The organism is Wylensekiella montiformis, from assembly GCF_009697385.1.
Lineage (GTDB): Bacteria > Bacillota > Negativicutes > Selenomonadales > Selenomonadaceae > Selenomonas_A > Selenomonas_A montiformis.
The window spans coordinates 97,189-117,615 of the sequence record NZ_VUNL01000001.1 but is presented as its reverse complement, the minus strand read 5'-3'; the positions used below and the strand labels follow the sequence as shown (position 1 = coordinate 117,615).

The following is a 20,427-nucleotide window of genomic DNA, read 5'->3' as shown; positions in this document are numbered from 1 at the left end:
CGACCTGCACCCTTAGGCCAGAAATTATACAATGACGTGGCTTGGAGGACATTATGAAAGAAAGAGATATCGAACGCAAACTCGTGGTGGAAACGGTACGGCGCAGAGGTGTGGCATTGAAGTTTGTCAGCCCGGGTTGCATTGGAGTTCCTGACCGCATCGTGATGCTGCCTGATGGCAAGATGGGCTTTGTGGAACTCAAGGCTCCTGGGAAAAAGCCCAGACCGATACAGGTACGCCGCATACAGCAGATGAGAAAAATGGGTTTTAAGGTATTTGTAATTGATGGCGTAGAGCAGATTGGCTCTGTGCTGGATGCGATTGGAGAGTGAGCAAAATGGAACTTAGCCATGTAGACAAAATGATGGCTGGCATTAAGCCCGGTGACAAGATTGATTTCAACAGCTACGGAGCCTGCGATAGCGCAATCAGACTGGGCAGGAGCAGCAGTTCTGCTATTCCTGCCGTTGGCACGGTGTTGAAGGTCTATCCCCGTTATGTGCTGGTAAAGCTGAAGGTGGCAAGGGAATGTGTCCATTGGGACAGCATCAAGAAGGTGAACGGCATCGGCTGGCCGCTTTACAAGAAGGAGATGGCATGATGGACTATTCACCGCATCAGTATCAGGACTTTGCCACTGACTTCATTGTGAAGAATCCGGTCGCAGCCATTTTTCTTGACTGCGGTCTTGGCAAGACGGTAATCACCCTGACCGCGATTGAAGAACTCTTGCATGATAGTTTTGAGGTCAGCAGGGTGCTGATTATTGCCCCCCTTCGGGTAGCAAGAGACACATGGCCGACAGAAATACAGAAGTGGAGTCACCTGTCCAATCTGACCTATGCCGTGGCTGTGGGCAGTACCGCCAAGCGGATAGCTGCCCTTCGGCAGAAGGCCGAGATCACCATCATCAACAGAGAAAATGTGGACTGGCTGGTGAGCCACAACACCTTTGACTTTGACATGGTGGTCATTGACGAGCTGAGTTCCTTCAAGTCCAGACAGGCTCGGAGGTTCAAGGCACTTATGCGGGTACGTCCTATGGTGAAAAGAATTGTGGGGCTGACGGGAACACCAAGTTCCAATGGGCTTATGGACTTGTGGGCAGAGTTTCGCCTGCTGGACATGGGCAAGCGGCTGGGCAGGTTCATTGGTCACTACCGCGATGAGTTCTTCCTGCCGGACAGGCGCAATCAGCAGATAGTCTTTTCTTACAAGCCCAAGGTTGGGGCAGAGGAAGAAATCTATCGGCGGATAAGCGATGTGACCATCTCCATGAAGTCGGCAGATTATCTCAAGCTGCCACCGCTGGTGGTGAGCACCAAGACTGTAGCCATGACGGCAAAGGAGCGCCGCGCCTACGACAGTCTTAAAAAGGACTTGGTGGTGTCCGTGGGCGACACCGAGATTGATGCCGTGAGTGCAGCGGCTCTGTCCAATAAGCTCCTGCAGATGGCTGGCGGTGCTGTCTACGATGGCGAGGGGACGGCTCATGATATCCATGCCAAAAAGCTGGATGCCTTAGAGGACTTGGTGGAGAGTGCTAACGGCAGGCCTGTGCTGGTGGCTTACTGGTTCAAGCATGAAGCCGAACGCATCAAGGAACGTCTGAAGGTCAGGGAGATAAAGACCAGTCAGGACATCGCCGACTGGAACGCAGGGAAGATTCCTGTGGCACTTATCCACCCAGCCTCGGCAGGGCACGGACTGAACCTGCAGGCAGGCGGTTCCATTCTCATTTGGTTCAGTCTGACATGGAGTTTGGAACTCTACCAGCAGACCAACGCCCGGCTCTACCGCCAAGGGCAGAAAGACACCGTCAGCATCATCCACATCATCACCGAAGGCACGATTGATGAGGATGTCATGAAGGCGCTGGAGCGTAAGGACAAGACGCAGACAGCCTTGATTGATGCAGTAAAAGCGAACATGGGAGGAAATCAGAAATGACAGCAAAGGAATATCTGAAGCAGGCATACTGGGCTGACCAGCGGATAAACAGCAAACTGAATCAGCTGGCATCACTTAAGGACATGGCGACAAAGGCCACATCAACCTTGGGAACGGAGCCTGTCAGCGGCACGAGAAATGTTCAGCGGATGGCAGATACCATCGACAACATCATTGCCTTGGAGAATGAAATCAACGATGACATTGACCATCTGGTGGATTTGAAGCGGGATGTCATGAAGACACTCAGCAAGGTGCAGGATACCAACTGCCTGATGCTTTTGGAACACCGGTATCTCAGCTTCAAGTCATGGGAGGAGATTGCGGCAGAGATGCATTACAGCTCCCGTTGGGTACACATCCTGCATTCTAAGGGACTCGCCGCTGTAGAAAAAATCTTGGGAAAAAATAAAGAGTGCACAAAAATTCACTAGAATTCCTACCTCAAAGTGCTAAAATGGTAACATGAAATAAAAAGATGAAAACCTCCAACGGGAGCAATCCCCGAGGAGGTTTTTTAGTGCCCGGAATCGAGGTGAAGCCCATGCCAATGAAACCAAAGCGACCATGCCGATACAGCGGCTGTCCAAAACTGACTGACCATAAGAGCGGCTACTGCGAAGACCATCGCAAGATGATGGAACAGCACTACGAGAAATTTACTCGTGGCTATGACCATCACAAACGCTACGATGAGCGGTGGCGAAGGATTCGGAACAGGTACATCAGCCGCCATCCCTTATGTGAGTTGTGCCAGAGCCACGGCAAGTACAAAGCAGCACAGCTGGTTCATCATATTTTGCCCTTGGCAGATGGCGGCACCCATGATGAGAGCAACCTGCAAAGCCTGTGCATCAGCTGTCATGAGAAGATTCACAAGCGGAGTCGCAGGATTTACTGAGGGGCAGGGGCGGGATGAATCTCTACGTGAGGACGAATGTCCGTCCGGCACTTGCCCTCACGCGAAAAAATCGTTTTTCAAACAGGGGAATAGGCAGGGGGGTACCCGTGAGGCTTATCCCTTGTGCGGACGGGGATAACTGAAAGTTATGGAACCCCATATATCTTTGAAAAACACCGATTTTGTTTGAAAAACGTTTGAAAAAATCAAGAAATCAAACGAGGGAAGGGAGTGATGAGAATGGCCAAAGACGGAACAAATCGCGGCGGTGCCAGAGCAGGTGCCGGGCGTAAGAAGAAAGCTCTCGCCGATAAAATCAACGAAGGCAAGACTGCCAAGGTGGCGGTGCTGCCAACGGCCAATCTTAAAGGCATGGAAATGCCCGCTCCCAAGGAGTACCTCAAAGCACCCCAGAAGAACGGGCAGGAAAATTACGCTGTGGAGATTTACGAAAAGACATGGAACTGGCTGAATGAAAAGGGCTGTGCTGAACTGGTCAGCCCGGAGCTTATCGAGCATTACGCCATGACCGTGTCCCGCTGGATTCAATGTCAGGACGCTATCTCCAATTACGGATTCCTAGCCAAGCATCCAACGACTGGGGCAGCTATCGTATCGCCCTATGTGAACATCAGCTTGCAGTACATGAAACAGGCCAACCAACTGTGGTACCAGATTTATCAGGTGGTCAAGGAAAACTGCGCGGGAGGCTATAGCGGAGCGAATCCGCAGGATGACGTGATGGAGCGTCTGCTCCGTACTAGAATGGGAAAGTAGCAATTAAGACTCTAGCTCATTGAGTAATTCCGCAAGCCTGTTCCTAAGAAAAGTTAATATTTCTCTTCGTTCATTGTAGTATTTATCCTTTTCTTCTTGGCTTTTAAATCTAGGCATATCAGGATTCCAGCTACTGTTATCATCCCATGATAGCCATTCTCCAAAATAATTGTCTATATCCATCAAAAGCCATTTGCAAAATTGGATTTTTGAAACAGGAATAATATATTCTTTTTCTTCAAGAGTATCATATATTTGGCAATAATCATCATGAATATTACAGTGTAAATCAGAGCCTTCTTTATCATTCCAAAGATAGAAATCCTCATTTCCGCTTAATCCTCTGGTAACAGAAAGAAGCCATTCTATCGGGAGGTCACAATTAACATAGCTTAGACGCCAACTATTATCACCAAGGGTTAATCTACTCCAACCACAATGGGGTTTTTCTAACATAACTATAAGCCTCGTTTAAAATCTTGGATTTGGTAGGGCGACCGGTTATGACTCCGGATTTTCAATCGCTCCGCTGTGCTGGAAACTACGCCCTCTTACCGCCCTTATGGCTAATTACACAGCGCATACCATAAGGGGGAATCCATCAAAACCTCATGAGAATATGGTTCGACTGAAAAGTATATAAATCCTGCTTGACGCAGATTAATTATGGGAGGTGTACTTATTGGGAAAAACGACTACAGATATGCAGCTTATTCCTATCGACAAGTTAGTGCCTTATGTGAATAATGCCCGGACGCACAGCAAAGAGCAGATAACCAAGCTACGCTCATCACTGCGGGAGTTCGGCTTTGTGAATCCGGTCATCATCGACAGGGAGTTCAATGTCATAGCCGGACATGGCAGGCTGATGGCAGCAAAGGAAGAGCATATTGCTGAAGTGCCATGTGTGTTTGTGGACTATCTCACAGAAGCACAAAAGAAGGCTTACATCCTCGCCGACAACCGCTATGCCATGGATGCCGGATGGGATGAAGATATGCTCCGTGTCGAGATTGAAGCTTTGCAGGGCATGGACTTTGACTTAGGGCTGACAGGCTTTGATGAAAAGGAACTGGCTGACCTTTTTGAAACCAATGACGATGCCAAACAGGATGATTTCGATGTGGACGAGGAACTGGAAAAGCCGTGTATCTCCAAGCCAGGAGATGTGTGGTATTTAGGCAGGCATCGGGTTATCTGTGGTGATTCTACCTTGCCGGAAACCTACCAGCGTCTGCTCGGTGATGAACAGGTAAATCTGGTATGCACCGACCCGCCATACATGGTGAATCTTGAAAGCACCTCCGGCAAAATCAAGAACGATGACCTCTCCGACAAGGAGGCATACGAATTCCTGACCAAAGCCTTCGGCTGTTTCCATGAAGCCATGGCAAAAGATGCCTCGATATATGTTTTCTACGCTACGGCAAAAGCCCGCATCTTCCATGACGCTTATGAAGATGCGGGCTTTAAAGTTGGGGCAGGGTTGGTTTGGAAGAAGAACCGGCTAGTGCTTACGCGCACCGACTGGAAGTACATCCATGAGCCGATTATCTGGGGCTGGCGCAAGGACGGCAAACACACCTGGTATGGCAATCAGAAGCAGACCACAGTATTTGAATTCGACCGCATCAAAAACTCGAAGGAAGATGGCTGCGGTCATCCGTCCAGCAAGCCGGTTCCCTTGATTGCTTATCTCATCAAGCAATGCACCCAGACAAATGGGCTGGTGCTGGATGGCTTCCTTGGCTCGGCTTCAACGCTTATAGCCTGCGACCAGTTGGGGCGTATCTGTTACGGTGTGGAACTTGAGCCGAAGTTTGTGGATGTTGCGGTGCAGCGTTATGCCGCTGCCCATGATGGAAGTTTTGCAGATGTGTATGTGGAACGGGATGGGGAGAAGATTCCCTATGCCGATGTTCCCAAACCGAAGGAGGACTGACTTATGCGTGTATTTCTGAATCCTGGGCATGCCCCTTGTGGCTGCCCTGACCCCGGTGCCGTCAATAGTGGAACGGGACTTAGAGAATGTGATGTGGCCAAGAATATCGCCGACCTTGTAGAGAAGCATCTCACCAAGGCCGGCGTTTCTGTATCCGGCAATTTGCAGTCGGATGATTTGTATGAGGTGGTCTGTGCCTCGAACAACATTGACGCAGATGTGTTTGTATCAATTCATTGCAATGCCTTTAACGGCGTAGCCTGTGGGACGGAGGTTTGGCATTACCATACCAGCAAATACGGTAAACAGCTTGCTGAGTGCATTCAGCGTCAGATTGTGGATGCGTTGGGCACAGCAGACCGTGGCGTAAAGGGGGCAGTACCGGGCAAAAACGGTCTGTATGTACTCTCGAATACGGATGCCGTAGCGGTGCTGGTAGAGACGGCTTTCATCGATAATGCCGAAGATGAAGTTCTGCTCCGTACAAAGCAGAACGAGTTCGCCCGTGCTATTGCCAGGGGCATCACGGATTTTGAGCAGGAGACATTGAATCAATGACAGAACAGAAAAAACTTACATTGGGCAGTCTCTTTGATGGCAGCGGAGGTTTCCCGTTGGGAGCAATCCTTGCTGGCATTGAACCGAGATGGGCAAGTGAAGTGGAGCCTTTTCCGATTAGGGTGACAACCAAACGGCTGCCTATGGTCAAGCATTACGGAGACATCAATCAGATACACGGCAGCAAGGTCGAGCCGGTGGACATCATCACCTTTGGCTCCCCTTGCACCGATATGAGCATTGCCGGCAAGAGGGCAGGACTGGACGGAAAGCAGTCCTGCCTTTTCTATGAGGCGGTGCGTGTAATCAAAGAAATGAGGGATGCTACAAATGGCAGATATCCAAGATTCATTGTGTGGGAGAACGTCACCGGGGCCTTCTCCAGCAGCGGAGGGAGGGACTTCCAAAGTGTCCTCACGGAAATCGTCCGCATCAAAGAACCACAGGCTCCCCCGGTGCCTATGCCTGAAAAAACTGGCTGGCCTTATGCCGACATTCTCATGGGAGATGGATGGAGCATTGCGTACCGTGTTATGGACGCGCAAGGTTGGGGAGTTCCACAAAGGCGGCGCAGGATCTACCTTGTCGCAGATTTTGCAGGCGGTTGTGCATCCAAAATATTATTTGACACCGAAAGCTTGCTCGGGAATTCTGCATCGTGCTTTAGCTCGTGGCAAGGCTTTGCCGGAAAACTTGCGCCTGGCCTTGGAGCGGCAGGCCAATGCGTAAGCGCAGGATTTTGTACGGAGCATTCAGCCAAGAGCCGCAGCATTGGCTACGAGGAGGAGAAGTCACCGACACTTCGGGCTGGAGTGGTTCCTGCCACCATAACTACTCAACAGGCACAAGTTTATGAAAACCATAGCATGGATTCCAGATACACGGGGCCGCTGGAGGTTGCCCCAACGGTAGCCAGCACCTATGGCACAGGTGGCAACAATCAACCACTCGTTACAAAGTTCTGGGATGGCAGTGAGGTAGCAGGAACAATTACCGCCAGCAATGCTGCAGGACAGCAGCGGATGCCGGATAAAGATAATTTCAACGCTGTGGTCAGTACCGTAGATATACGACTGACTTCTGAGGGAACGAAGAACGCTCGCCACAACATTTACGAAACCAACATCTCCCGCTGCATAGATACATCCGGCAATACTCCGGATGCCAATCAGGGCGGCCTGGCTATCGTTCAGCAGGATGAAGCCTATGCCATGACCACAGGCTGTTACACGCAGGTGGAAAAAGAAAAATCTCCCACGCTGATGTCCAGGGACTACAAAGACCCAACGGCAGTATGCTGCGGGATTGGCAGGGATGCTTTCAATGCCGGAGCCAATGCCAAATTCGCACCATCCTTTGATGAAGAACTGCAACCACCCATGACGGCCAGAGGACCCGGAGCTGTACAGAAAGGTTTCATCGTTCGTAGGCTTACACCTTTGGAATGTTGTCGGCTCCAAGGCTTCCCGGATTGGTGGTGCAGTGACCTTGGTACGGAAAATCCCACAGCGGAAGAAATGCAGTTCTGGCGTGAGGTCTTTGAAACCCACCGCAAGGTGATGGGAACCACCAAGAAGTCAAAGACCGATAACCAAATCCGCAAATGGCTGGCAAATCCCCATACGGATAGTGCCGAGTACAAGATGTGGGGCAATGGAGTAGCACTTCCCTGTGTCTACTATGTAATGATGGGCATTGCCCACTTCGCTAAGGAAAAATGACCAAACAAGACATAAATAACTTGCTATTTCCTACGCTTTACGGGAATATGTGACTACCTGGAGAAAAGGAGGTTTTGAAAATGGAAGTAAAGTACAACGTCAGCGGTAACCGCCGCAAGGAAATGGTGAAGGTAGTCAGCGAGGCTTTGGAAGGCTGGGAAATCAAGTATCTTGGAGCACCAAGTTTTTCCTACCAGGTAGGAGACTTCGAGATAACCAAAGATGGCACCTTGATTTTTGCCGACCGCACGGACAGCAAGATGGTAGAGGATGTTCTTGAAGCCTTGGAACAGGCAGGCTTTCCTTGCGAAGCCCATGAAGATTTGCCGGAGGAAAAGCAATCGATTGAGGAGCAGGAGCCTGCAGAAGACAACCTTTCCGTTAGCTTGCCGAGGGATTCATTCACGGATGCTACCTTGGAAAATCTTGACCACCTGCTGGAGAGCAAGGGCAGTCTTATCAAGAAGGCATTTGGCATCGAAGAAGCGACTTACACACTCACGGAAAGCGACATTACGTTTACTTGGCTGAAGGGAGAAGTAACGCCGGAGAAGGCAAAGGCAACGCAGGACTTCATCAGCAAGCTCTGCGAGATGGCAAAAACGCAGAAACGGGTGACTGCAAAAGCCAAAGCGGTGGACAACGAGAAATACGCCTTCCGCTGTTTCCTCCTGCGGCTTGGGCTGATTGGAGCCGAGTATAAGGAAACGAGGAAAATCCTTATGGCGAACCTTTCGGGCAACGCCAGCTTCAAGTCCGGCAAAAAGAAGGAGGTTGCTGAACATGAGCAAGGGTAACAGGATGGGATTCCCGAGCAGAGAGGAGGTGGAGCGGCTGCGCTCCATCTACCCTCCGGGGCGCATTGTGATGCTGGTGGAAATGCACGATGAACCGCAGGCTCCGCCGGAAGGAACCGTTGGGGAGATAAGGGGCGTGGATGATGCAGGCTCAATTTTGGTCCGTTGGGACAACGGCTCATCCCTGTCCCTTATCCCCTCGTTCGACAAATTCTATCTGCTGAAACATCGACCGGAAGACAATGGAAAATAATCCCCCATGTGCGCTGTGTATACACACTTATTAACTGGATAATCTCTCTCACTAGAGTGATATATACAGTAAGGAAAAACACAGCAGACCACAAGGAAGAAAGGGGATTTCAAAATGAATGCGAATACCGCCAAGCAGATTGAGAACATGAAGAAACAGACCATTGGGGTGGAGGTTGAGATGTACAGCATCAGCCGCCAAAAGGCATCCAAGGTTGCCGCCGACTACTTCGGCACCGGACGCTACGAGTACACGGCAGACCGCAACGGTTACTACACTTGGAGCGCATGGGACGGACAGGGCAGAGAATGGAAATTCCAAAGGGATGTCAGCATCGATGCTGAATCCGGCAACGAACAGACCGAATTGGTAACGCCCATCCTGCACTACGAAGACATCGCCACCTTGCAGGAACTTCTTCGCAACCTTCGCCACGCCGGAGCAAAAAGCAATCCCCGCCACATGTGCGGAGTACACATTCACATCGGCAAAGCCGACCATACGGCACAAACCTTGCGGAATCTTGCCAACATCATGGCAAGCCACGAAAGCCTGCTGATTGCCGCCATGAGGCTTGACCAAAACCGCCTTGGACGCTATTGCCGGACGGTCAGCCGGAACTTCCTCGACCGGCTCAACAAGAAAAAGCCACAAACCATGCAGGCCTTGGCAGACATTTGGTACGAAGGAAACGGCGCAAGCTACGGCAGATATCAGCACTACAACGAAAGCCGGTATCATTGCCTAAACCTTCACGCCACATTCACCAAGGGAACCATCGAGTTTCGGCTTTTCCAATTTGCCAACCCCACGGCAGATAAAAAGGGCGGCATTCACGCAGGCGAACTTAAAAGCTACATTCAGCTTTGCCTTGCCCTTTCCGAAATGGCAAAGGAGGTAAAGACCGCAAGCCCCAAAGAACCACAGCGGGAGAACCCCAAATTTGCGATGCGGACTTGGCTGATGCGCCTTGGATTCATTGGTGAGGAATTCGCAACCGCAAGGGAAATCCTCACAAGGAACCTTGAAGGCGATGCCGCTTTCCGCTTCGGCAGGAATACCCCTTCGGCTTAAAAGCCCCACAAAGCCCACTGACCCGCCACACGGCGGGCTTTGGGTGGTAGAAGGGATGTTCCTTCGGAGGCAGAAAGGAAGGCAAAGAAAATGAAAAACAGGATTTACATTGCCTACGGCAGTAACATGGATTTAGGCCAGATGGCGTTCAGATGCCCAACGGCCAAGCTCTTAGGAACAGGAATCATTGAAGGATGGCGGCTGATGTTCAAGGGGAGCAAGACCGGAGCCTACGCCACCATCGAGAAGGAAAAGGGACAGAAAGTGCCGGTGCTCCTGTGGCAGATTACGGAGGATGATGAGAACAGCCTCGATCACTACGAGGGCTTTCCGACTTTCTACTACAAAAAGACCATTAAGGTTGTGAAAACGGATGAGCATGGCATTCGCTGTGGGATTACCCAAGGGATGGTTTACATCATGCATGAGAACCGCAAGCTGGGGATTCCATCCAGCCACTACCTTGAAACGCTGGACAGGGCTTATCTGAAATTCGGCTTTGACGAGAATATCCTCGGCGATGCCTACGAATACAGCTGGCCTACGGACTGAAATGTATACACAAGAGTTATCCGAAAATCGCTTGATATAAACCTCGTTTAGAGCGAACATACACATACCGAAAGGGAACAACCAGACAAGCGAAGGAGGATGCAACCATGTGGAGCAAAGGCGAAATTGAGATTGAAGGCACCAAGGTTCAGTATTGGGTAAAGCACTACGAGGAAGGTTCAGAATTCGGAATTGACGGCGGCAGAATTTCCAAGCTGGAATGCCGGGCGAATGGCAAAACAATCCTTCACTACGAACGGGGATGGGACATGGAACCGGATACGGAACTTGGCTACCAAGCCTACGCAATTCTGATGGAAAAGTTCAACTGAGATTGGCAACAGCCGGGGACAGCCCTTCGGGGCTGTTCCTCGTGTAAAATAGATTTTGAGAGTCGCTGATGGCGGCTCTTTTTTGTTGGGGGTGATTGATTGCGAAAACTTACTGGCTACAAGCCGACTGAATTTATGGCAGAGGATTCCCATTACGACAAGGGGGCTGCGGACTTTGCCGTGGCCTTCATTGAGAGCTTATGCCACACCAAGGGGACATGGGCGGGAAAGCCATTTGAGCTGATTGACTGGCAGGAACGAATCATTCGTGACCTTTTTGGTATTCTCAAGAAAAACGGCTATCGCCAGTTCAATACAGCCTACGTGGAAATCCCCAAGAAGCAAGGCAAGAGCGAACTGGCGGCGGCTGTGGCGCTTTTGCTTTGTTGTGGTGATGGGGAGGAACGGGCAGAAGTTTATGGTTGCGCGGCTGACCGCCAACAGGCGGGCATCGTTTTCGATGTGGCTGCTGACATGGTGCGGATGTGCCCAGCACTTAACAAGCGGGTGAAAATCCTTGCCTCTCAGAAACGGATGGTTTTCCAACCCACCAACAGTTTCTACCAAGTGCTGTCGGCGGAGGCTTACTCTAAGCACGGCTTCAATATACACGGTGTGGTATTTGATGAACTGCATACCCAGCCCAACAGAAAACTTTTCGATGTCATGACCAAAGGTTCCGGCGATGCCCGAATGCAGCCGCTGTATTTTCTGATCACTACGGCGGGAACGGATACGCAGTCCATCTGCTATGAAACGCATCAGAAGGCCGTGGATATTCTTGAAGGTCGCAAAATTGACCATACCTTCTACCCGGTTATTTATGGAGCCAGAGAGGATGAAGACTGGACAAGTCCAGCGGTTTGGAAAAAAGCCAATCCCTCCCTGGGCATTACCGTTGGCATAGACAAGGTGCAAGCTGCCTGTGATTCAGCCAAGCAGAATCCGGGCGAGGAGAACTCCTTCCGGCAGTTGCGCCTTAACCAATGGGTAAAGCAGTCCATCCGCTGGATGCCGATGCATAAATGGGATGCCTGCGCTTTTCAGGTTTCGGAAGATGAACTGGAAGGACGTGTCTGCTATGGTGGTCTAGACCTTTCCAGTACCACAGACATAACGGCTTTTGTGCTGGTGTTCCCGCCAATGGACGAGAGCGATAAATATGCAGTGCTGCCGTATTTTTGGATTCCCGAGGACAATGTGGATTTGCGTGTGCGCCGTGACCATGTTCCCTATGATGTCTGGCAGCGGCAGGGCAAGCTGGAAACTACCGAAGGCAATGTGGTGCATTATGGTTACATTGAAAAATTCATCGAGCGGCTTGGCGAGCGGTTCAATATCCGGGAGATTGCTTTCGACCGCTGGGGAGCGGTGCAGATGGTGCAGAACCTCGAAGGAATGGGTTTCACCGTTGTCCCCTTCGGTCAAGGTTTCGCCAGCATGAGTCCTCCCACCAAGGAATTGATGAAGCTGGTCTTGGAGCAGAAAATCGCCCACGGTGGGCATCCCGTCCTGCGGTGGAACATGGACAACATCTTCATCCGTACCGACCCTGCCGGAAACATCAAGGCAGACAAAGCAAAAAGCACGGAGAAGATTGACGGGGCGATTGCCCTCATCATGGCTCTTGACCGTGCTATTCGTTGCGGAAATGATGCTGGGGAAAGCGTGTATGACAGCCGTGGATTGATAGTTTTTTAGGCGATTGTATACACAGATAAATGCGAATTATGACTTGCTATTTTCTCCATAAAGAGCGAATATACACATACCGAAAGGGAAAACATAGACGACCGAAAAGGAGGAAAACAAAATGACCAAACAGGAAATCGCCGAGATTATCGAGAGCAAGGGCAACGAGTACGGATTCAAAATGAGGGACATGGGGCCGGCCTGGGCGAGCGAACAGACCAGCGAAAGCAACATCCGCATTGAACTGTTTAAGGAAACCGATTACGACAACACCAGATGGGAAGACCACAGGGTGGCGATAAACCTCAAGGTCACCGGGTGCATTTGCCGGATGGGCGATCGCAGGGGGGCGGAGGAACTTCAGAAAACCGCCGAGGAGATTGCAAGGGGCACCAAGATGGTAGCCGACATTGAGAAGATGAACCTTTCCTACATCGAAACCTTCTAAGCCGAAAACGAACATGGGGCACCGCTCGAAAGGGCGGTGCTTTATCAAAATGTTGACAAAGACAAATCCAAGGAGACGATTGATGGAGTGATTGACTGAGTCATTGAAGTGCGTTTTTCACTCAAATTCCATACAAAACTAATATGGCTATTAGAAAATGGTATATCTTAGATATAGAAATTTTCAACCGACTCCTAACTATACAACTTTCATGAAATTACATTGTTTTTAGGTGTGGGGAGATTAAGTTATTAGATGTCTATTTTTCTCTCAGAAATTTCTATCATAGGAGAATGAAAATTAGGTCTTATTCCGTAATGTGATTTTAATTGAGCTATCAATATTTCATCAATATTTTTTTGTAAATCAAAATAATCCTTTTCTGATATAGAAAATTCGTAAGGAAATGATTTTGTACCTCGTTTTCCATATTCCACAACAATATCAACTGCATATTTCCCGGCTTCCCAAAAAAAGTCGTTTGCTATTTGACTTTTAGCACCTAGATAGTTAGAGGAGTTAGAAAATCGTTTTATTGCTTGATCATAATTTGAATCTGGGGTGATTTCTTGTATTTCACTCGCTAGATTTGCACATAGGCTCCGAATTTTTATGCCAGATGAATCAGAGAAATCACTATATTCTACGAATGCACAAGCAATACTATCCGCTTCAACACGAAATGGATGTGCTACTTCTAATGTTTGAATATAGTTTCCTAACATGTTTTGACTAACAGGGGATATAAGGTATGACCATGTAAGATTTAATTTTTGATCATCTCGTTTACGCGTGACTATTATTTTTAATTTTTTTATAGTTGTTGATTTTCTTTCGGATTCAACTATACCATATATTCGCATATAAGCCCCACTTTGATTGAAAAAAAGATTAGCTTGACTTGTCGAATAATACTTTACTTTTTCAGTTATTATCCATTTTCTCCATATCCACTGTAATAGAGGGATTAGTATTGACAATGCAAGTGCAGTTGTTGAAATAACTGTTGATATAATTTCATATTTTGTCATTTGTTCAATGGCCTCCATCTTGCTTTCCTCACGCTATAAATTCCATATTCATATTCGTAGAATTTCCTCATACTCATCCAGGAGCAACCGCATCAGCAGTTTTATAAACCGTAAAATCAAAGTCAATTGTCTTTATTTCCATATTTCCTCCATGTGTTTTATAAGGAGCGTGATACCTATGAATTTCTTCACAAAACTTTTCCGTTCAAGGGACAAGCCCACCAACATGTATCATTGGAGCGGCTGGCCTTTTGTTTTTGGGAAGTCCGCCAGCGGCAAGAATGTCAACGAATTCACAGCTATGCAGACCACGGCAGTTTATGCTTGTGTCCGCATTTTGGCTGAATCCATCGCCAGCCTGCCACTTCATGTCTATGAATACAAAGGGCAGGGAAAGGAACGTGTGCCACAGCATCCGTTGTACTTCCTGCTCCATGATTCGCCCAATCCTGAAATGACTTCTTTTATATTTCGTGAGACGGCCATGATTCACCTGCTTTTGTGGGGAAATTCCTACTCGCAGATAATCCGAGATGGCATGGGACGAGTGGTGGGGCTGTATCCGCTACTGCCTGACCGCATGAGCGTTGACCGGGATGAGCATGGTGAGATTGTCTACACCTACATGTCCATGAGCGACAGTAATCCTAAAATCAAAGGTGGCAGTCAGATTAAATTGCGGCGGCAGGATGTCCTGCATATTCCGGGGCTGGGCTTTGATGGACTTGTTGGCTATTCGCCTATTGCCATGGCGCGTAACGCTGTGGGTATGACCTTGGCCTGTGAGGAGTACGGCTCGTCCTTCTTCGCCAATGGTGCAAGACCAGGGGGTGTGTTGAAGCATCCCGGAGTTCTCAAAAATCCATCAAAGTTGCGCGAAAGCTGGCAAGCCGTCTATGGCGGTACAGCCAATACGGGTAAGGTAGTAGTGTTGGAGGAGGGCGTGGACTATCAGCAGATTTCCATCCCGCCGGAAGAGGCGCAGTTCCTCGAAACTCGCAAGTTCCAGATTGACGAGATAGCGCGGCTCTACCGTGTGCCACCGCATATGATTGGCGACCTTGAAAAAAGTTCCTTCAATAACATTGAGCAGCAGTCTTTGGAGTTCGTAAAATACACGCTGAATCCGTGGGTAGTGCGCTGGGAACAGTCCTTGCAGAAAGCTCTGCTCAATTCTACTGAGCAGAAAAGGTATTTCATCAAGTTCAATGTGGATGGTTTGCTTCGTGGTGACTATCAAAGTCGTATGGCTGGCTATGCGGTGGGCAGACAGAATGGTTGGCTCTCAGCCAACGATATCCGCGAGATGGAGAATATGAATCCTATCCCGGAAGAGGAAGGTGGCAATCTCTACTTGATTAACGGCAATCTATGTAAGCTCTGTGATGCAGGACTGTTTGGAAATAAAAAAGGCACCGAGAATAAATCGGCGCCTTAAAATTATATGCCCAAAGTCCAATAAAAGCTTTCATCGATGACACGACGATATTCTTTTAATACCGGGCTATAACCCATGGTGTCATTGAAGAATCGCATTTTATAAGCGGACACAAAAGCAACTTCAGCAGCATGAGGAACGAAGGGGTTACCTTCAGCATGGCTGTAATCATGATGAATGTTCCAATCCATCCAGCCATTTTGGCGGAGATATGCCACAGATTTCCGATCCCAATTATAGCGGAAGTAGGCAGTGAAGTTGCCAATGACCTTATATGGGCCACCTACATAGGTTTCATGCTTGCTCCAGTAATCATCGGAAAATTGAACCCGAATGATATTTATGGCAATTTGATAGTTGGGAGGGTTATAGTTTTGAACAACAACGGATGACCTGTCAGCATAAGTGCCAACGCCCATACCACCATCGACACAGACATAATTGCCGTTGTCGAGTGTATCGGGGTACAAACTTCCGGCACTGGCTAACATACATGGGAGTAGCAGAAGCATGGTAAAGAGCCATGCTTTTAGCATTTTTCGCATAGGTATTCTCCTCCTTCGTATATATAGACGATTTGGAATCGGGGGATAAATTCTAGGTTAATAATAAAATGTCCTGCAAAAATGCAGGAGGAGGCTTTAAAAATGAAACGTAAATTTTGGAACTGGGTGCGTGACTCTGATACAGGGGAACGCACCCTTGTGCTTAACGGGCAGATTGCCGAAAATTCATGGTTTGGCGATGAAGTTACGCCAGCCATCTTCCGAGATGAGCTAATGAAGGGCGAGGGCAATATCACAGTCTGGATTAACAGCCCAGGTGGTGATGTGTTCGCGGCGGCGCAAATCTACAACATGCTTATGGACTACAAAGGCAGTGTCACCGTCCGTATTGACGGTCTGGCGGCATCGGCGGCATCCGTGATTGCCATGGCCGGAACCACCGTGGAGATGTCCCCTGTGGGCATGCTGATGATTCACAATCCCAGTACGGCAGTCATTGGCAACACCAAGGAAATGCAGGCGGCAATCCAGATGTTGGACGAGGTGAAGGAATCCATCCTCAATGCCTACGAACTGAAGACTGGTCAGCCCCGTCAAAGCCTGTCCGACCTTATGGATGCGGAAAGCTGGATGAACGCCAAGAAGGCCGTGGAGCTAGGCTTTGCAGACAAGATTCTGTTCGCCAACGAGGATGAGGAAAAGCAGTCTGAGGGTGTTGAAGCCATGCTGTTTTCCCAGCGGGCAGTAACAAACTCCCTCATCGATAAAATCAAGGCGCAGTCGCTGAAATTCGTCAAGGCAACTGTGCCGGACAACCGTGTATCTGCAGACGCTCTCAGGAGCCGTCTTAACTTACTTATTCACTGATTGGAGGAATTATTTATGGCAAATGTTATGGAACTTCGCAAGAAACGGGCACAGCTGTGGGAAGGTGCCAAGGCTTTTCTGGACAGTCACACGGATAAGGACGGCAAGCTTTCTGCCGAAGATGCTGCCGCCTATGACAAGATGGAGGCAGATGTGGTGGCTCTCGGCAAGGACATCGAGCGCATGGAACGTCAGATGGCGATTGATGCAGAACTTGCCAAGCCTACTTCCGAGCCGATTGTCAACAAGCCTGTCGCCAAGGTGCTGGAGAAAACGGGCAGGGCAACAGATGAATACCGCAAGGCTATGATCGCCGCCATCCGCAGCAACTTCCGCAACGTATCCAACGTCCTGCAGGAAGGTGTTGATACCGATGGCGGTTATTTAGTTCCGGAGGAATACGACAGCCGCTTGATTGATGTGCTGAACGAGGAGTGCATTATGCGTAACCTCGGTACGAAAATCACTACCAGCGGTGAGCGCAAAATCAACATCGCCGCCACTAAGCCTGCCGCATCGTGGATTGAGGAAGGCGGTGCTCTCAGCTTTGGAGATGCCACCTTCGACCAGATTATCATGGATGCCTACAAGCTTCATGTGGCGATCAAAGTTACGGAGGAACTTCTGTACGATAGCGCCTTTAATCTGGAGAGTTACATCATTCAGCAGTTCGGCAAGGCTATCGCCAATGCCGAGGAGGATGCCTTCCTCAATGGTGATGGCAACCACAAGCCCACTGGTCTTTTGACCACGGCGCAGACCGGTGTCACCACCAGCGGTGCATCCATCACGGCGGATGACCTTATCGAACTGGTCTACAAGCTCAAGCGTCCGTACCGCAAGAGTGCAGCTTTTATCGTCAATGACCAGACCTTGGCGGCAATCCGTAAGCTGAAGGATGCCAACCAGGCATATATGTGGCAGCCCTCCTATCAGATGGGCGAGCCTGACCGTCTGTTGGGCTATCCGATTCACACTACACCTTTTATGCCTACGGCAGAGGCGGGGAAGACGGCGCTGGTGTTCGGTGATTACAGCTACTACAACATCGGTGACCGTGGCTCCCGTTCCATTCAGGAACTGCGTGAACTGTTTGCCGGAAACGGCATGATTGCCTTTGTTATGAAGGAACGTGTGGACGGCAAGTTGGTACTGCCGGAGGCCGTGCAGATGCTGAAAATCAAAGGTGCTGCTGGCAAGGGCTGATATGGATTGTTTTAGGGAGATGCCTTGATGGTGTCTCCCTGTTTTTATGGGAGTGATGGCTTATGATTGTTTCCTTGCCCAAAGTAAAAGAATATCTCCGTATTGACACGGATGCCGAAGATAAAATCGTCCGCAAACTCCTGCGGGCGGCAGAGCGTTTATGCATGGATGTGGCAAGGCTTGATGAGGACGAATTCAAAGCCTGCGGAGCTATAGCCAAGACGGCAGTGCTCTATACGGTCGGCTATCTTTATGAACACCGGGATGATGCTGACCATAAAAAACTTACCATAACACTCCGTTCCCTGCTGATGGGGATTCGCCGGGAGGGCTTCTGATGTATGTATCTCTGAACGAACTTAAGCAGCGGATAACGATTCTGCGTCCTGTTACCGAGCAGGATGCAGAGGGCAATCTGGTGGAGCATGACAGGACAGAAGTGGCAACGGTCTGGGCAAAAGTTCTGCCTTATGCCGCCAAAATCTCCGATGGCTACGCTGAAGAAGTCAAAGAGGTGGACTACCGCATAGCAATTCGCTATCGAACAGACATCAAGGTGACGGATATTATCCGCTGGCAAGGTAAGACGCTCCAGCAGACGGCTCCGCCATATGGCAAGGACGGCAAGCATCAGTGGCTTATTCTGGAATGCAGGGAGCTGGTGGAAGATGAGTAAAGGCTGGGTCAATACGCAGAAGCTTTTGGAAGAAATGGGCGAAGGGGTATTGGAGGCAGGCAAGAAAGCTCTCGCCGAAGGTGCAGAGATGGTGGTGCAGGAAGCCAAGAACCGCTGTCCTGTTTATAAGGGCAGTGACCATCGCGTAGTACCGGGGGCACTTCGGGATTCCATCCGGGCTGTTAAGAAGAAAGGCGGTGCGGAGTATAAAATCACTGCCGATGCCGAAACGCAGGACGGGCTGAAATATGGCAGACTGGTAGAGTTCAGCCCGCGCATCAACAAGCCTTTTATGTATCCAGCTATGGATGCCCAGCGTGATGCGGTGAAGGATAGAATCGTGGAAGCGGTCAAGGCAGCAGTGAGGAGGTCTAAATGAGTATTGCGGAAACGGTATATCGTGGCCTTATGGCAGACAGGCGCTTAACCAGTCAGCTTCATCGAGACTGTCGTGGCAGATGTATCTATCATGGTCGCAGTCCGGATGCCGGGAGTTATCCCATATTGGTTTACTCGGTTATTTCGGATGTCCCTGCTATCTCGGCAGATGGGGAAGAACTGGAACGTCGGGTGACGGTGCGCATTCATGTGCTGACCAAAGATGGCGTAGCGGACAGCATCACCGACCGGGTGAATGCTGTCATGCGTTCCCTCGGTTTTGTTCGCGCCCAGTCGTTGGAGCTGGCTGAGCGCAATTTTTTTGTAAACGTAATCGACTATAGGATTGGAGTGGAAAGCTAATGGCAGAACCAAAGAATACGGCAACTCTTGCCAGCAACCTTATGAGTGGGCAGTTCATCAACGTACAGAAACTGCATATTGCAAAAATGCTGACGGATGAACCAAATGGCACGGCTACTTATGAAACGCCTATAAACTTAGGGCGTATTCTTCGCAAGGTGGATATCAAGCCCAAGACCAGTCAGGCAGAACTGTATGCCGATGGACAGAGTATTGACAGCGTGACGGGAACGGCCTCTTACGATTTGACCTTCGATACGGCAGCTCTGCCGTTGGAGTACATTGCTTATCTCTTCGGTCACAAGATGGAAAATGGTGTAATGGTTGCTGGCAAAGACGATGTGGCTCCTTTCTTCGCCGTCATGTTTCAGTCGGACAAGCGCAACGGAAAAAAACGCTATACCAAATTTTACAAGGTACAATTCACTGAGCCTTCGGAAACTGGCAGCACCAAGGAAGAAAATATTGCTTACGCAACGCCGACTATCACCGCCAAGGCCATCTACCGTCTGTCGGACGGACTCTCCTATACCAAGGCCGATGAGGAGTCTGGTTTTACGGAGGCAGCTGACTGGTATGCAAGTGTCTGAGGAGGGCTGAGAGATGGATAAACCTAAGATTGTCATAGATGGCAAAACTTATACACCTAACTCACCCAAGATGAAGGTCTGGCGTGAATTCTTGGCCTTCTTCGATGAGGACAAGCAGGATATGGCTTTGGAGGAATACCTCGACCGCAATGTTGACCTCATTGTGCTGGCCTTCGGTCAAAAGGTAATCACCAAAGAATCTATAGATGAGAATATGGAAGTTGCAGACATTGTGCCGTTGGTGCGTGAAATCTTCCTGTGGCTGCAGTCGCTGACCTTCTCGAAGTTGGTGAAAATCCCAAACGGGGAAACGGAGCCGGTGACATCAAGCTGACTCCGTACCAGACACTTTTAAGATACTACGAGCGATTGCAG

28 protein-coding genes are annotated in these 20,427 nt (G+C 49.5%); 25 read left to right on the top strand and 3 right to left on the bottom strand.

What is annotated here, in order from left to right; genetic code table 11:
• The first annotated feature begins 53 nt into the window (after positions 1 to 53).
• From FYJ78_RS00645 to FYJ78_RS00620, 6 genes are all read left to right on the top strand, one after another.
• A complete protein-coding gene (locus tag FYJ78_RS00645; protein ID WP_154619470.1) occupies positions 54 to 332 on the top strand; it encodes a VRR-NUC domain-containing protein in 279 nt (92 codons plus the stop codon).
• A gap of 32 nt (positions 333 to 364) precedes the next feature.
• Complete coding sequence (locus FYJ78_RS00640) at positions 365 to 601, top strand: hypothetical protein (RefSeq protein ID WP_195847816.1); 237 nt, start codon at positions 365 to 367, stop codon at positions 599 to 601.
• A complete protein-coding gene (locus tag FYJ78_RS00635; RefSeq protein WP_154619634.1) occupies positions 601 to 1,950 on the top strand; it encodes a DEAD/DEAH box helicase in 1,350 nt (449 codons plus the stop codon). Before FYJ78_RS00640 ends, FYJ78_RS00635 begins: the two co-directional genes overlap by 1 nt.
• Positions 1,947 to 2,384, top strand: a complete 438-nt coding sequence (locus tag FYJ78_RS00630; protein WP_154619468.1) for a hypothetical protein — start codon at positions 1,947 to 1,949, stop codon at positions 2,382 to 2,384. The genes FYJ78_RS00635 and FYJ78_RS00630 overlap by 4 nt, the downstream gene beginning before the upstream one ends.
• Before the next feature lie 110 nt (positions 2,385 to 2,494).
• On the top strand, positions 2,495 to 2,851 hold the full coding sequence (locus tag FYJ78_RS00625; protein WP_154619633.1) for an HNH endonuclease: 357 nt from the start codon (positions 2,495 to 2,497) through the stop codon (positions 2,849 to 2,851).
• A 234-nt stretch (positions 2,852 to 3,085) separates the two neighbouring features.
• Entirely contained in the window at positions 3,086 to 3,628 is a 543-nt protein-coding gene (locus FYJ78_RS00620; RefSeq protein ID WP_456242915.1) for a P27 family phage terminase small subunit, read from the top strand.
• Positions 3,629 to 3,631: 3 nt separating this feature from the next.
• Here FYJ78_RS00620 and FYJ78_RS00615 read toward each other — a convergent pair whose 3' ends face one another.
• Entirely contained in the window at positions 3,632 to 4,084 is a 453-nt protein-coding gene (locus tag FYJ78_RS00615; protein WP_154619467.1) for a hypothetical protein, read from the bottom strand.
• 226 nt (positions 4,085 to 4,310) lie between these two features.
• On the opposite strand from FYJ78_RS00615, the gene FYJ78_RS00610 reads away from it, so the two are divergent.
• The 10 genes from FYJ78_RS00610 to FYJ78_RS00565 all read left to right on the top strand — a co-directional run bounded on the left by FYJ78_RS00610 (position 4,311) and on the right by FYJ78_RS00565 (position 12,997).
• Complete coding sequence (locus FYJ78_RS00610) at positions 4,311 to 5,570, top strand: site-specific DNA-methyltransferase (protein WP_154619466.1); 1,260 nt, start codon at positions 4,311 to 4,313, stop codon at positions 5,568 to 5,570.
• A gap of 3 nt (positions 5,571 to 5,573) precedes the next feature.
• Entirely contained in the window at positions 5,574 to 6,128 is a 555-nt protein-coding gene (locus tag FYJ78_RS00605; protein WP_154619465.1) for an N-acetylmuramoyl-L-alanine amidase family protein, read from the top strand.
• Entirely contained in the window at positions 6,125 to 7,849 is a 1,725-nt protein-coding gene (locus FYJ78_RS00600) for a DNA cytosine methyltransferase (RefSeq protein WP_154619464.1), read from the top strand. Before FYJ78_RS00605 ends, FYJ78_RS00600 begins: the two co-directional genes overlap by 4 nt.
• An 80-nt stretch (positions 7,850 to 7,929) precedes the next feature.
• Positions 7,930 to 8,646, top strand: a complete 717-nt coding sequence (locus FYJ78_RS00595) for a hypothetical protein (RefSeq protein WP_154619463.1) — start codon at positions 7,930 to 7,932, stop codon at positions 8,644 to 8,646.
• 4 nt (positions 8,647 to 8,650) lie between these two features.
• A complete protein-coding gene (locus FYJ78_RS00590) occupies positions 8,651 to 8,899 on the top strand; it encodes a DUF4314 domain-containing protein (protein WP_154619631.1) in 249 nt (82 codons plus the stop codon).
• Between the two features lie 114 nt (positions 8,900 to 9,013).
• A complete protein-coding gene (locus FYJ78_RS00585; RefSeq protein ID WP_154619462.1) occupies positions 9,014 to 9,973 on the top strand; it encodes an amidoligase family protein in 960 nt (319 codons plus the stop codon).
• Between the two features lie 90 nt (positions 9,974 to 10,063).
• The gene (locus tag FYJ78_RS00580) at positions 10,064 to 10,525 is read left to right on the top strand and encodes a gamma-glutamylcyclotransferase family protein (RefSeq protein WP_154619461.1); all 462 of its coding nucleotides are present in this window, start codon (positions 10,064 to 10,066) and stop codon (positions 10,523 to 10,525) included.
• A 107-nt stretch (positions 10,526 to 10,632) separates the two neighbouring features.
• Positions 10,633 to 10,857, top strand: a complete 225-nt coding sequence (locus tag FYJ78_RS00575; protein ID WP_072305442.1) for a DUF7678 domain-containing protein — start codon at positions 10,633 to 10,635, stop codon at positions 10,855 to 10,857.
• Positions 10,858 to 10,956: 99 nt separating this feature from the next.
• Positions 10,957 to 12,558: a terminase large subunit gene (locus FYJ78_RS00570; protein WP_195847815.1), complete on the top strand. Its 1,602-nt coding sequence runs from the start codon at positions 10,957 to 10,959 to the stop codon at positions 12,556 to 12,558.
• Positions 12,559 to 12,670: 112 nt separating this feature from the next.
• Complete coding sequence (locus tag FYJ78_RS00565) at positions 12,671 to 12,997, top strand: hypothetical protein (protein WP_154619460.1); 327 nt, start codon at positions 12,671 to 12,673, stop codon at positions 12,995 to 12,997.
• 251 nt (positions 12,998 to 13,248) lie between these two features.
• On the opposite strand, the gene FYJ78_RS00560 is transcribed toward FYJ78_RS00565, so the two are convergent.
• Positions 13,249 to 14,028 carry a hypothetical protein gene (locus FYJ78_RS00560; RefSeq protein WP_195847814.1) on the bottom strand — a complete coding sequence of 260 codons (780 nt, stop codon included), beginning with the start codon at positions 14,026 to 14,028 and terminating at the stop codon, positions 13,249 to 13,251.
• Positions 14,029 to 14,206: 178 nt separating this feature from the next.
• On the opposite strand from FYJ78_RS00560, the gene FYJ78_RS00555 reads away from it, so the two are divergent.
• Positions 14,207 to 15,466, top strand: a complete 1,260-nt coding sequence (locus FYJ78_RS00555; protein ID WP_154619458.1) for a phage portal protein — start codon at positions 14,207 to 14,209, stop codon at positions 15,464 to 15,466.
• A gap of 2 nt (positions 15,467 to 15,468) precedes the next feature.
• On the opposite strand, the gene FYJ78_RS00550 is transcribed toward FYJ78_RS00555, so the two are convergent.
• Entirely contained in the window at positions 15,469 to 16,011 is a 543-nt protein-coding gene (locus tag FYJ78_RS00550) for a hypothetical protein (RefSeq protein ID WP_154619457.1), read from the bottom strand.
• A gap of 102 nt (positions 16,012 to 16,113) precedes the next feature.
• Here FYJ78_RS00550 and FYJ78_RS00545 point away from each other — a divergent pair, with 102 nt between their 5' ends.
• The 8 genes from FYJ78_RS00545 (at position 16,114) to gpG (ending at position 20,386) form a co-directional block, all read left to right on the top strand.
• Positions 16,114 to 16,839, top strand: coding sequence for a head maturation protease, ClpP-related (locus FYJ78_RS00545; protein ID WP_154619456.1), 726 nt, complete (start codon positions 16,114 to 16,116; stop codon positions 16,837 to 16,839).
• A 15-nt stretch (positions 16,840 to 16,854) separates the two neighbouring features.
• The gene (locus tag FYJ78_RS00540) at positions 16,855 to 18,045 is read left to right on the top strand and encodes a phage major capsid protein (RefSeq protein WP_149189266.1); all 1,191 of its coding nucleotides are present in this window, start codon (positions 16,855 to 16,857) and stop codon (positions 18,043 to 18,045) included.
• A gap of 62 nt (positions 18,046 to 18,107) precedes the next feature.
• A complete protein-coding gene (locus FYJ78_RS00535) occupies positions 18,108 to 18,383 on the top strand; it encodes a head-tail connector protein (protein ID WP_154619455.1) in 276 nt (91 codons plus the stop codon).
• Complete coding sequence (locus tag FYJ78_RS00530; protein WP_154619454.1) at positions 18,383 to 18,721, top strand: phage head closure protein; 339 nt, start codon at positions 18,383 to 18,385, stop codon at positions 18,719 to 18,721. The genes FYJ78_RS00535 and FYJ78_RS00530 overlap by 1 nt, the downstream gene beginning before the upstream one ends.
• Positions 18,714 to 19,100, top strand: coding sequence for an HK97-gp10 family putative phage morphogenesis protein (locus FYJ78_RS00525; protein WP_154619453.1), 387 nt, complete (start codon positions 18,714 to 18,716; stop codon positions 19,098 to 19,100). Before FYJ78_RS00530 ends, FYJ78_RS00525 begins: the two co-directional genes overlap by 8 nt.
• Positions 19,097 to 19,462 carry a tail completion protein gp17 gene (gene gp17 / locus FYJ78_RS00520; protein WP_154619452.1) on the top strand — a complete coding sequence of 122 codons (366 nt, stop codon included), beginning with the start codon at positions 19,097 to 19,099 and terminating at the stop codon, positions 19,460 to 19,462. The genes FYJ78_RS00525 and gp17 overlap by 4 nt, the downstream gene beginning before the upstream one ends.
• Positions 19,462 to 20,052: a major tail protein gene (locus tag FYJ78_RS00515; protein WP_149189261.1), complete on the top strand. Its 591-nt coding sequence runs from the start codon at positions 19,462 to 19,464 to the stop codon at positions 20,050 to 20,052. The genes gp17 and FYJ78_RS00515 overlap by 1 nt, the downstream gene beginning before the upstream one ends.
• A gap of 13 nt (positions 20,053 to 20,065) precedes the next feature.
• The gene (gene gpG, locus FYJ78_RS00510; RefSeq protein ID WP_154619451.1) at positions 20,066 to 20,386 is read left to right on the top strand and encodes a phage tail assembly chaperone G; all 321 of its coding nucleotides are present in this window, start codon (positions 20,066 to 20,068) and stop codon (positions 20,384 to 20,386) included.
• Positions 20,387 to 20,427: the final 41 nt, after the last annotated feature.

Coding starts and splice junctions, on each gene's coding strand:
- FYJ78_RS00645 (WP_154619470.1), top strand. CDS start 54: ATGAAAGAAAGAGATATCGAACGCAAACTCGTGGTGGAAACGGTACGG.
- FYJ78_RS00640 (WP_195847816.1), top strand. CDS start 365: ATGGCTGGCATTAAGCCCGGTGACAAGATTGATTTCAACAGCTACGGA.
- FYJ78_RS00635 (WP_154619634.1), top strand. CDS start 601: ATGGACTATTCACCGCATCAGTATCAGGACTTTGCCACTGACTTCATT.
- FYJ78_RS00630 (WP_154619468.1), top strand. CDS start 1,947: ATGACAGCAAAGGAATATCTGAAGCAGGCATACTGGGCTGACCAGCGG.
- FYJ78_RS00625 (WP_154619633.1), top strand. CDS start 2,495: ATGCCAATGAAACCAAAGCGACCATGCCGATACAGCGGCTGTCCAAAA.
- FYJ78_RS00620 (WP_456242915.1), top strand. CDS start 3,086: ATGAGAATGGCCAAAGACGGAACAAATCGCGGCGGTGCCAGAGCAGGT.
- FYJ78_RS00615 (WP_154619467.1), bottom strand. CDS start 4,084: ATGTTAGAAAAACCCCATTGTGGTTGGAGTAGATTAACCCTTGGTGAT.
- FYJ78_RS00605 (WP_154619465.1), top strand. CDS start 5,574: ATGCGTGTATTTCTGAATCCTGGGCATGCCCCTTGTGGCTGCCCTGAC.
- FYJ78_RS00600 (WP_154619464.1), top strand. CDS start 6,125: ATGACAGAACAGAAAAAACTTACATTGGGCAGTCTCTTTGATGGCAGC.
- FYJ78_RS00595 (WP_154619463.1), top strand. CDS start 7,930: ATGGAAGTAAAGTACAACGTCAGCGGTAACCGCCGCAAGGAAATGGTG.
- FYJ78_RS00590 (WP_154619631.1), top strand. CDS start 8,651: ATGGGATTCCCGAGCAGAGAGGAGGTGGAGCGGCTGCGCTCCATCTAC.
- FYJ78_RS00585 (WP_154619462.1), top strand. CDS start 9,014: ATGAATGCGAATACCGCCAAGCAGATTGAGAACATGAAGAAACAGACC.
- FYJ78_RS00580 (WP_154619461.1), top strand. CDS start 10,064: ATGAAAAACAGGATTTACATTGCCTACGGCAGTAACATGGATTTAGGC.
- FYJ78_RS00575 (WP_072305442.1), top strand. CDS start 10,633: ATGTGGAGCAAAGGCGAAATTGAGATTGAAGGCACCAAGGTTCAGTAT.
- FYJ78_RS00565 (WP_154619460.1), top strand. CDS start 12,671: ATGACCAAACAGGAAATCGCCGAGATTATCGAGAGCAAGGGCAACGAG.
- FYJ78_RS00560 (WP_195847814.1), bottom strand. CDS start 14,028: ATGACAAAATATGAAATTATATCAACAGTTATTTCAACAACTGCACTT.
- FYJ78_RS00555 (WP_154619458.1), top strand. CDS start 14,207: ATGAATTTCTTCACAAAACTTTTCCGTTCAAGGGACAAGCCCACCAAC.
- FYJ78_RS00550 (WP_154619457.1), bottom strand. CDS start 16,011: ATGCGAAAAATGCTAAAAGCATGGCTCTTTACCATGCTTCTGCTACTC.
- FYJ78_RS00545 (WP_154619456.1), top strand. CDS start 16,114: ATGAAACGTAAATTTTGGAACTGGGTGCGTGACTCTGATACAGGGGAA.
- FYJ78_RS00540 (WP_149189266.1), top strand. CDS start 16,855: ATGGCAAATGTTATGGAACTTCGCAAGAAACGGGCACAGCTGTGGGAA.
- FYJ78_RS00535 (WP_154619455.1), top strand. CDS start 18,108: ATGATTGTTTCCTTGCCCAAAGTAAAAGAATATCTCCGTATTGACACG.
- FYJ78_RS00530 (WP_154619454.1), top strand. CDS start 18,383: ATGTATGTATCTCTGAACGAACTTAAGCAGCGGATAACGATTCTGCGT.
- FYJ78_RS00525 (WP_154619453.1), top strand. CDS start 18,714: ATGAGTAAAGGCTGGGTCAATACGCAGAAGCTTTTGGAAGAAATGGGC.
- gp17 (WP_154619452.1), top strand. CDS start 19,097: ATGAGTATTGCGGAAACGGTATATCGTGGCCTTATGGCAGACAGGCGC.
- FYJ78_RS00515 (WP_149189261.1), top strand. CDS start 19,462: ATGGCAGAACCAAAGAATACGGCAACTCTTGCCAGCAACCTTATGAGT.
- gpG (WP_154619451.1), top strand. CDS start 20,066: ATGGATAAACCTAAGATTGTCATAGATGGCAAAACTTATACACCTAAC.